Origin of the sequence: Lysobacter antibioticus (assembly GCF_000731095.1) — a bacterium.
In the GTDB taxonomy this organism is placed as follows: Bacteria; Pseudomonadota; Gammaproteobacteria; order Xanthomonadales; family Xanthomonadaceae; genus Lysobacter; species Lysobacter antibioticus_B.
In genome coordinates this window covers 1-9,080 of sequence record NZ_JMTZ01000108.1, presented here as the reverse complement: position 1 = coordinate 9,080, position 9,080 = coordinate 1, and the positions used below count along the sequence as shown (strand labels likewise).

Genomic DNA, 9,080 nt, shown 5'->3' with positions numbered 1-9,080 from the left:
CGTCCCCGCCAATCGATACATCCGGTCAGCGGGGCCGCGCATTATGCATACATGAATACGCATTGGGAAGAGGATCACGAAAAGAATTTCACGGCGCTCGCATTGACGCGCGCCGGCCGCTTCGATGATGTTCGAGGCATTCTCCAACCGCAGGGATGAGCGCTATGTCGACGCTACGTGCAGCGATCGTTTGCCTGGGCCTGCTCCTCTCAGGCTGCGCGTCCAATGACGGCGAATCCTGGGTCGAACTCGCTGGTCGCCGCTATACGGTGGAAGTCGCCGCCGACGATGCATCCAGGGCGCGCGGGCTGATGTTCCGCGACGAGATGGCCGCCGACCGGGGCATGGTGTTCGTCCACGACGGCGAACAGGCGCTGGCCTACTGGATGAAGAACACCCGGATCCCGCTCGACATCCTCTACTTCGATGCCCGCGGGCGGCTGGTGTCGCAACGCCGCGACGTGCCGCCGTGCTCGGCCGGCGATGCCTGCCCGCCGTATCCGAGCGATGCGCCGGCGAAGTATGTGCTCGAGCTCAATGCCGGCCAGGCGGCTCAATTGAACCTGCGCGACGGTGCCGCGCTGCAGTTCGGGCCGGGGATCCAATAAAGACGGGCGGTGGGATCACGCCGGCCTGGGCAGGCCCCGCGATGCGGGATACCTGTATCGGGCGCCTTCACGCAGGGAAAGACACCCAAGAAGCGAGCCAAACCGGCCGGAGCCGGCCATCCGCCGGGACGAAACGCCCGCGCAGCGGCGCTTCAGACTTCCATCATCTCGAAATCGTCCTTGGTCACCCCGCAATCCGGGCAGGTCCAGGTGTCCGGCACGTCCGCCCAGCGCGTTCCCGGGGCCAGGCCCTCTTCCGGCAGCCCCTGGGCTTCGTCGTAAATGAAGCCGCACACGACGCACATCCAGGTGCGGTAGGCGGTGGTCGCGGCGATCTCGGACATGGGCGGATAATGCGGGGATTGCGGGACGCGCATTGTCACACCCCGCCCTCCCCGACGGAAGCCGACGCATGAATTCTCCTTGGCCGCGCCGCGGCCTGTACGCGATCACGCCCGACGAAGCCGACACCGGTCGTTTGTCGGCCCGGGTCGACGCCGTGTTGGCCGCCGGGGCCCAGTGGCTGCAATACCGGAACAAGTCCGCCGACGACGCCCTGCGCCGGCAGCAGGCCTTGGCCCTGCTCACGATATGCCGGCGCCATCGCGTGCCGCTGATCGTCAACGACGACTGGCGTTTGGCCGCCGAAATCGGCGCCGACGGCGCGCACCTGGGCGAAGACGACGGCCAACTCAGCGCGGCCCGTGCTGCGCTCGGTCCCGATGCGATCCTCGGCGCCTCTTGTTACGACGATATCGAACTCGCCGGCAGCGCCGCCGCCCAGGGCGCCGGCTACGTCGCTTTCGGCGCCTTCTTCCCCTCGCCGACCAAACCGCATGCGCGGCGGGCCTCGCCTCAGTTGCTGGCGCAAGCGGCGGCGTTGAACCTGCCGCGGGTGGCCATCGGCGGCATCACCCCGGACAATGCGCGCTCGCTCGTCGATGCCGGCGCCGATTTGCTGGCGGTCATCAGCGGCGTGTTCGATGCGCCCGACCCGGCCGCTGCGGTGCGCGCCTACCTTTCCTGTTTCGAAGAAGCCCCCCAATGAATAACACCCGCTCCCACGAGCTGTTCACCCGCGCCTCCGAACTCCTGCCCGGCGGCGTCAATTCGCCGGTGCGGGCCTTCAAGTCGGTCGGCGGCGAGCCGTTCTTCGCCGAACGCGCCCAAGGCGCTCATCTGTACGACGTCGACGGCAACCGTTATATCGACTACGTCGGTTCCTGGGGCCCGATGATCGCCGGCCATGCGCATCCGCAGGTGTTGGCCGCGGTCGCCGAGACCATGCGCCATGGCCTCAGCTTCGGCGTGCCGAATGCGCTCGAGGTGACGATGGCCGAGGCGATCACCCGCATCGTGCCGAGCTGCGAGATGGTGCGCATGGTCAATTCGGGTACCGAAGCGACGCTGTCGGCAATCCGGGTGGCGCGCGGCGCGACCGGGCGCAGCCGCATCGTCAAGTTCGAGGGCTGCTATCACGGCCACGGCGACAGCTTCCTGGTCAAGGCCGGCAGCGGCGCGCTGACCCTGGGCCTGCCGAATTCGCCGGGCGTACCGTCGGCGCTGGCCGACCTGACCCTGACCCTGCCCTATAACGATTTCGACGCCGCGACGGCCTTGTTCGACGAGGTCGGCGGCGAGATCGCCGGCCTGATCATCGAGCCGATCGTCGGCAACGCCAACTGCATCCTGCCGCGCGAGGGCTACCTGCAGCATCTGCGCGAGCTGTGCACGAAACACGGCGCGCTGTTGATCTTCGACGAAGTCATGACCGGCTTCCGCGTCGCGCTCGGCGGCGCGCAGCAGCGTTACGGCATCGTTCCGGACCTGAGCACCTTCGGCAAGATCATCGGCGGCGGCATGCCGGTCGGCGCCTACGGCGGTCGCCGCGACCTGATGAGCCAAGTCGCGCCGAGCGGCCCGATCTATCAGGCCGGTACGCTCAGCGGCAATCCGGTCGCAATGGCTGCGGGCCTGGCGACCCTGGAGCTGATCCAGGCGCCGGGCTTCCACGATGCCCTGGAACGCAGCACCCATGCGCTCTGCGATGGCCTGGAAAACGCGGCGAAAGCCGCTGGAATCGCCTTCCACACCACCCGCGCGCCCGGCATGTTCGGCCTGTATTTCCGCGAAGGCCCGGTCGAAAGCTTCGCCGATGCCCTCGGCTCGGACACCCAGCGTTTCAACCGTTTCTTCCACGGCATGCTCGAACGCGGGGTGTATCTGGCACCATCGGCGTTCGAGGCCGGCTTCGTGTCGAGTGCGCACGGCGAGGCGGAAATCGCCGAGACGGTGGAAGCGGCGCGAGCGACGTTCGCTACGCTGTAAGGCGTCCACTCGCGGGCTGAGGCAAGAGCAAATCCCCCTGCCCTCCCTTTTTCAAAGGTGGGATCAGCACGGGATGTGGGCGAGTTGCGGTTAGTGCCGTTCGCCACCGCAAACGCGCAAACGAAAGGGCCGGCGATGCGCCGGCCCTTTGTTCTTCATGGCGATTAGAAGGTAAACGTAGCGCTCAGGCCGATGTTGCGCCGGGCGCCGAACCAGCAGTCGCCGCGGCCCATGCAGATGCTGAAATAGCGCTTGTCGGTCAGGTTGTTGACGTTAAGCGCCCAGCGCCATGCGCCGGTGTCGAACGACACCATCGCGTCGGCCAGCGTCACCGAAGGCGTGGTCGGCGCCGGCAAACTGTCGAACGCGCTCATGTAACGCAGGCCCAAACCGGCGGCGAAACCGTCGCGCCCCCCGATGCTGAAACGCTGCTTGCCCCACACCGCCGCCTGGTGGCGCGGCGTGGCTTCGAGCTGCTTGTCGTTGTCGAGATAGTTGTAGTGCGCGGTGATGTCGAAGCTGGAAGTCACCCTGCCGGTGAGTTCGAGCTCGAACCCGCTGACCTTGGTCTTGCCGGCCTGCACATTGGTGTTGTGGTTGGCCGGATCGGGCACCAAGCGGTTCTCTTCGCGCAATTCATAGGTTGCGGCGCTGAAACTCAGATCGCGGCCGGCCGGCTCGAACTTGAGGCCGGCTTCGATCTGCTCGCCCTTCTGCGGCTTGTAGCGCACGCCGGTGAGGGCATTGGTGCCGGCCACCGGGGTGAAGGACTCGCTGTAACTCACATACGGCGACCAGCCGGCCCAGTCGTGGAACATCACGCCCAGGCGCTTGCTAGTGGCATTGGAGGTCTCGTCGGCGGCGCCGACCAGCCCGCTCTTGGCGCGATCGTGGCGCAGGCCGGCGACGACGATCCAGTGATCGCCGATGCGCATCTGGTCCTGCAGATACGCGCCGACCTGGCGCTGGCTGCTCTTCACCGCCGGGCCGAACGGCGGCGGCGTGTACGGCGTGTAGACGGGGCGGTAGATGTCGATCGGCGGCACCGTGCCGCCGCGCGAGGGCGAGCCGTCGAACAGTTGCGCTTCCTCCTGCTTGAATCGCACTGCGTCCAGGCCGAGCAGCATCTGATGCTCGATCGCGCCGGTCTTGAAGCGGCCTTCGACGTGCTGATCGAGGTTCTGCATCCGCACCCGGTTGTGGGCGAACCAACCTTCGCGATTGATGACGCGTTGCTCGGCATCGATGAAGGGATTCAGCGGCGCGCTGAAGGGATCGCCGTAAAGGCTGGCGTAATCGACCTTGTTGCGCGCGGCGCGGAACGACTGGCGGACGCTCCAGTTGTCGTTGAAACGATGCTCGAACAGCCAGCCCGCACTGGTGCGATCGGTGTCGTAATGATCGCCGGGATTGCCGATGAAGCGGTTGGCCGGGACGCGCCCGTTCGGGTTCGGCGCCAACAGGCCGCTCCAGCCGAAGAACTGCGAAGTCGAACCGGTGCGGTCCTGCTGCCAGCGCAGTTGCAGCGTCAGCGAGGTGTCTTCGCTCGGCTTCCAGGTCAGCGAGGGGGCGATCAGGCGGCGGTCGTCGTCGACGTGGTCGACCTGGGTTTCGCTGTCGCGGTAGACGCCGACGATGCGATACAGCCAGGTGCCGTCGGCGGTCAGGGGCCCGGTAAAGTCGGCGTTGACCTGGCGGCGGTCGAAGCTGCCCAGTTGTACGCCGATTTCGCGCTGCGCCTGCGCCTGCGGACGCTTGCTGACCAAATTGATCACGCCGGCCGTGCTGCCCTGCCCGAACAGCATCGAGGACGGGCCGCGCAACACTTCGATGCGCTCGAGCATGTAGGGATCGGTGCGCGCGGAGCTGGTGTAGTAGTTGAAGTTGCTGCGCAGGCCGTCGAGATATTCTTGCGGCGAGCTGCCGCGGATCAAGGTCCAATCGCCGCGCGAGTCCAGGCCGTACGCGTCCGAGCGCACGCCGGCGGCGTAGTTCAATGCGTCCTGCACGTTCAAGGCGCCCTGGTCGGTCATGCGCTCGCGGGTAACCACGGTGATCGCTTGCGGGGTCTCCGAGATCGGCGTGTCGGTCTTGGTCGCGGTGCTGGCGCTGCCGGCCTTGTAGCCGATGGACGCGCCTTGGACGACGATGTGGTCGAGCGTCTTGGCTTGGTCGGCGGCGGCATCCGGGCCTTCGGCCAGGGCCGGAAAGCTCAGGCAAAAACCAATGGCCAGGGCGAGGGGCGCCGGGACGTGACGGCTGCAGGGCATGCGGGGACTCCGGGGTCTAAAGCAAACGAGAATTATTATCGTTTAGTGAAGAACCGTAAAGACCTGCCCCTACCGGAGCGCCTGCGAAGGCGATACCGGCGCGGTTTCCATGAGGTAAGCGCTAGAGATAGCGGGCGATGCGCTCGGCCAACCGGTCCAGCACGGCGCGATCGGCAGGTGCCGGCAAGCCGTCTCGGTACAGGCGCAAGATGCCGTCGTGCTCGCGGCGCGGCTGCACGTGCAGATGCACGTGCGGCACTTCCTGGCCGCCGGCCTCGCCGTTGGATTGCCACAGATTGAGCCCGGCCGGCCGGTCTTGCGCCGCCAGGGCCTTGGCGATGCGCACCGCGATCGCCATCAGATGGCCGGCGGTGGCTTCGTCGAGGGCGTAGATGTCCTCGATGTGCCGGCGCGGCACCACCAGGACATGGCCTTCGACCGCCTGGCGCAAGTCCATGAAGGCCACCGCGACCTCGTCCTCGTACACCCGGCTCGCCGGCGCGCGGCCGGCGAGGATGGCGCAGAAGATGCAATCGCTCATCGCGCCCAAAGTCAGCGCCCGGCTCAGCGCCCGAGGAACTGCAGCAGGGCCGCGCGCAGGCGCGCGAGCCCGTCGGCAACGTCTTCGTCGCCGATGTTCAGCGCGGGCACGAAACGCAGCACGTCCGGCCCGGCCTGCAACACCAGCAGGCCGTGCTCGATGCAGCGGTCGAGGATCTCGCCGGCCTTGCCGGCGTGTTCGGGACGCAACTGCGCGCCGATCATCAGGCCGCGTCCGCGCACTTCGGAGAACAAGCCGAGTTCGCTGTCGAGCGCGGCGAGGCCGGCACGGATCGCCTGCGCCTGGCGTTCGACGTTGGCCATCAGCTGCGGCGAGTTCAACTCGCGCAACGCAGCGCCCGCGACCGCCGCGGCCAACGGATTGCCGCCAAAGGTGGTGCCGTGGGCGCCGAACTGCATCGACTGCGCGGCCTTCGGCCCGACCAGCATGGCGCCGATCGGAAAACCGCTGCCGAGTGCCTTGGCCAGCGTCACCACGTCGGGCACGACCTCGTAGCCGTGGCAGGCGAACAGACGCCCGCTGCGGCCCATGCCGCACTGGATCTCGTCGAGGATCAACAGCGCTTCGTGGCGGTCGCACAGATCTCGCAGACCGCTCAGGAACTCCTGCGTGGCCGGCGTTACCCCGCCCTCGCCCTGGACCGGTTCGACCAGCACCGCGCAGACGTCGCCCGCGGCCATCGCCGCTTCGGCCGCGGCCAGATCGTTGAAATCGCTGTAGCGGAAGCCCGGCGGCAGCGGCTCGAAACCTTCGTGGTACTTCGGCTGCGCGGTCGCGGTGACCGCGGCCAGGGTGCGGCCGTGAAAGCTGCCGCGGAAACTCAGGATCACCCGGCGCTCGGGCTCGCGGCCCTGCGCGGTCGCCCACTTGCGCGCGAGCTTGATCGCCGCCTCGTTGGCTTCGGCGCCGGAGTTGCACAGAAACACGCGTTCGGCGAAACCGGCGGCGGACACGAGCTGCTCGGCCAGGCGCAGCGGCGGCTCGCTGATGAACACGTTGCTGGTATGCCACAGCTTGCCGGCCTGTTCGGTCAGCGCCTGGATCAGCGCCGGATGCGCATGGCCGAGCGCGTTGACCGCGATGCCGGCGCCGAAGTCGACGTACTCGCGGCCGTCCAGGTCCCACACGCGCGAGCCCTTGCCGTGATCGAGCACGATCCGGCGCGGGCGGTAGACGGGCAGGTAATAGCGCTCGGAGAGGGCGTAGAGCGAGGCGGTGTCCATGCGGGCGGCGGTCGCGATCGAGGAAGAAGAACCGACATTGTCGCGCATCGTGCCGGCGGCTGCAGCGGCGCGGGGGCAAGACCGCGCGGGCGTTCGGCGGCTGCGCGCCGGCCGGATCGAACCGCCGACGGACTGGCGCCGGCCGCGCCGGGCCATCTCCGTCGCGGTGCCGAAGGCGCCGATCGCGGCACCCCGACACGCTCGCGGCACTTCCCTCCCGCGCGGTTCGCGCCGACCCTGACCGACGCGTCGGCGCTGCGATGGCGCGTCGCCGGACATTCCATGTTCTTCTTCGATGAGGAAACGTCATGAGTTCACGCCGTAGCCGCACCGTTCGCCTGCTTCCCGCCGTGCTCGCCGTGGTCCTGGCCCAGGCCGGCGCCGCGCCGCCTAAGATCGCGATCACCGAAACCGCCGCCTTCGATGCCGCCTCGGTGCCCGCCTTCACCGGCGACTACGCCGATGTCTATGCGCACCTGGAAAAACAGCGTGCGGCCGACCTCGCCCAGTTGCAGCGCTGGGTCAGGCAGCCCTCGATCAGCGCCCAGAACAAGGGCATCGACGCCATGGCCGAACTGCTGCGCGGCGACCTGCAGGCGCTCGGCTTCCGCGATACCGCGCTGGTGCCGACCTCCGGCCACCCCGGTGTCTACGGCTATTACGACGCCGGCGCCGAACACACACTGGTGGTCTACATGATGTACGACGTGCAGCCGATCGAACCCACCGGCTGGAAGGTCGACGCCTTCGACGGCGCCCTCGTCGACGACCCCAAGCTCGGCAAGGTGCTGATGGCGCGCGGGGCGACCAACCAGAAGGGCCCGCAACGCGCCTTCCTCAATGCGCTCGACGCAGTGATCCAGGTGCGCGGAAAACCGCCGGTGAACCTGATCGTGCTGGCCGAAGGCGAGGAAGAACTGGGCTCGCCGCATTACCCCGAAGTCGTCGCCAAATACGAGGCGCAACTGCGCAAGGCCGACGGCGTGTTCTTCCCGATGAACACCCAGGACCGCGACGGCGAAGCCTCGATGTTCCTCGGCGTGAAAGGCATCCTGTACCTGGAGCTGGAAGCCAAAGGCAATGCCAAGACCGGCGGCCCGCAGAAAAGCGAGGTGCACGGCTCGCTCGCGGCCAAGCTCGACTCGCCGAGCTGGCGCCTGGTGCAGGCCCTGGCGACATTGACCACACCCGACGGCGAGATCGCTGTGCCCGGCTATCGCGATGCTATCCGCGCACCGAACGTCGAAGAACAGCGTTTGTTCAACGGCCTGGTAGCCAAGCGCGCCGGCGACACCCAGAAACAACTCGATGCTTTCGCCGCGGCGCGCTGGAAGAACGGCCGCAACGACCGCGACGCCAGCGCCGCGGAATTGTTCGACACCACCCTCAACATCGACGGCCTGGTCGCGGGCTACACCGGCGAAGGCGTCAAGACCATCCTGCCGCACCGCGCCGTGGCCAAGGTCGATTCGCGCCTGGTGCCCGACCAGACCCCCGACGAAGCCGTGGCACTGATCCGCAAACAACTCGACGCCAAGGGCTTCGACGACATCGAGATCCGCAAGCTGTCCGGCTACCCGCCGGCGCAGACCTCGGTCGAAGCCCCGTTGACGCGCGCCGCGATCGGCACCTACCGCAAGCACGGCTTCACCCCGCCGGTCGCCCCGCGCATCGGCGGCAGCGCCCCCTACTACGTCTTCACCCAGACCCTGGGCCTGCCGATGATCGCCGGCGGCCTGGGCCACGGCAGCGGCGCCCATGCGCCGAACGAATACATGGTGATCGAACCCCTGAAGGGCTCGAAGATCGCCGGCCTGGTGCAGGCCGAACAGTTCTATGTCGATCTGTTGTATTCGCTGGCTGATGCGTTGAAGCAACCGAAGTGAAGTAGTGAGTCGGGTGGCTTCGCACGGGAGCCCGAGGCAGCGATGGTCTGCCGTTGCCGTGAAGATGTCGCTGTCGCTGTTGCTGTTGCTGTTGCTGTTGCTGTTGCTGTTGCTGTGCGCAGCTTGGCACTAGCGAAGGCAATGGAAGACCCGAAGGGCGGCGCGCAAGGATGCGCGCCGTTTTTCATCGGGACAGGGATGTC

General features: G+C 67.5%; 8 protein-coding genes. 4 read left to right on the top strand and 4 right to left on the bottom strand.

The window, feature by feature from the left end:
• The first annotated feature begins 164 nt into the window (after positions 1–164).
• Positions 165–608: a DUF192 domain-containing protein gene (locus tag EX88_RS0121645; RefSeq protein WP_031374069.1), complete on the top strand. Its 444-nt coding sequence runs from the start codon at positions 165–167 to the stop codon at positions 606–608.
• A gap of 152 nt (positions 609–760) precedes the next feature.
• Here the strand turns inward: EX88_RS0121645 and EX88_RS0121640 are convergent, their stop codons facing one another.
• Positions 761–952 (bottom strand): rubredoxin, encoded by a 192-nt coding sequence (locus EX88_RS0121640; RefSeq protein WP_031374068.1) that lies wholly within the window; start codon positions 950–952, stop codon positions 761–763.
• A gap of 68 nt (positions 953–1,020) precedes the next feature.
• On the opposite strand from EX88_RS0121640, the gene thiE reads away from it, so the two are divergent.
• Together thiE and hemL are read left to right on the top strand one after the other, a co-directional pair.
• Positions 1,021–1,656 carry a thiamine phosphate synthase gene (gene thiE, locus EX88_RS0121635; RefSeq protein ID WP_031374067.1) on the top strand — a complete coding sequence of 212 codons (636 nt, stop codon included), beginning with the start codon at positions 1,021–1,023 and terminating at the stop codon, positions 1,654–1,656.
• Positions 1,653–2,936, top strand: a complete 1,284-nt coding sequence (gene hemL, locus EX88_RS0121630) for a glutamate-1-semialdehyde 2,1-aminomutase (RefSeq protein WP_031374066.1) — start codon at positions 1,653–1,655, stop codon at positions 2,934–2,936. The genes thiE and hemL overlap by 4 nt, the downstream gene beginning before the upstream one ends.
• Before the next feature lie 164 nt (positions 2,937–3,100).
• Here hemL and EX88_RS0121625 read toward each other — a convergent pair whose 3' ends face one another.
• From EX88_RS0121625 to EX88_RS0121615, 3 genes are all read right to left on the bottom strand, one after another.
• Positions 3,101–5,206, bottom strand: a complete 2,106-nt coding sequence (locus EX88_RS0121625) for a TonB-dependent siderophore receptor (protein WP_051885409.1) — start codon at positions 5,204–5,206, stop codon at positions 3,101–3,103.
• Positions 5,207–5,327: 121 nt separating this feature from the next.
• A complete protein-coding gene (locus tag EX88_RS0121620; RefSeq protein WP_031374064.1) occupies positions 5,328–5,747 on the bottom strand; it encodes an HIT family protein in 420 nt (139 codons plus the stop codon).
• A 23-nt stretch (positions 5,748–5,770) separates the two neighbouring features.
• On the bottom strand, positions 5,771–6,991 hold the full coding sequence (locus tag EX88_RS0121615) for an acetylornithine/succinyldiaminopimelate transaminase (protein WP_031374063.1): 1,221 nt from the start codon (positions 6,989–6,991) through the stop codon (positions 5,771–5,773).
• Positions 6,992–7,299: 308 nt separating this feature from the next.
• On the opposite strand from EX88_RS0121615, the gene EX88_RS0121610 reads away from it, so the two are divergent.
• The gene (locus tag EX88_RS0121610; protein ID WP_081931355.1) at positions 7,300–8,877 is read left to right on the top strand and encodes a M20/M25/M40 family metallo-hydrolase; all 1,578 of its coding nucleotides are present in this window, start codon (positions 7,300–7,302) and stop codon (positions 8,875–8,877) included.
• Positions 8,878–9,080: the final 203 nt, after the last annotated feature.

What these genes read in the sequence shown, in the direction of transcription:
- EX88_RS0121625 (WP_051885409.1), bottom strand. Translation starts at nt 5,206, where the DNA reads ATGCCCTGCAGCCGTCACGTCCCGGCGCCCCTCGCCCTGGCCATTGGT.
- EX88_RS0121640 (WP_031374068.1), bottom strand. Translation starts at nt 952, where the DNA reads ATGTCCGAGATCGCCGCGACCACCGCCTACCGCACCTGGATGTGCGTC.
- EX88_RS0121620 (WP_031374064.1), bottom strand. Translation starts at nt 5,747, where the DNA reads ATGAGCGATTGCATCTTCTGCGCCATCCTCGCCGGCCGCGCGCCGGCG.
- hemL (WP_031374066.1), top strand. Translation starts at nt 1,653, where the DNA reads ATGAATAACACCCGCTCCCACGAGCTGTTCACCCGCGCCTCCGAACTC.
- thiE (WP_031374067.1), top strand. Translation starts at nt 1,021, where the DNA reads ATGAATTCTCCTTGGCCGCGCCGCGGCCTGTACGCGATCACGCCCGAC.
- EX88_RS0121610 (WP_081931355.1), top strand. Translation starts at nt 7,300, where the DNA reads ATGAGTTCACGCCGTAGCCGCACCGTTCGCCTGCTTCCCGCCGTGCTC.
- EX88_RS0121645 (WP_031374069.1), top strand. Translation starts at nt 165, where the DNA reads ATGTCGACGCTACGTGCAGCGATCGTTTGCCTGGGCCTGCTCCTCTCA.
- EX88_RS0121615 (WP_031374063.1), bottom strand. Translation starts at nt 6,991, where the DNA reads ATGGACACCGCCTCGCTCTACGCCCTCTCCGAGCGCTATTACCTGCCC.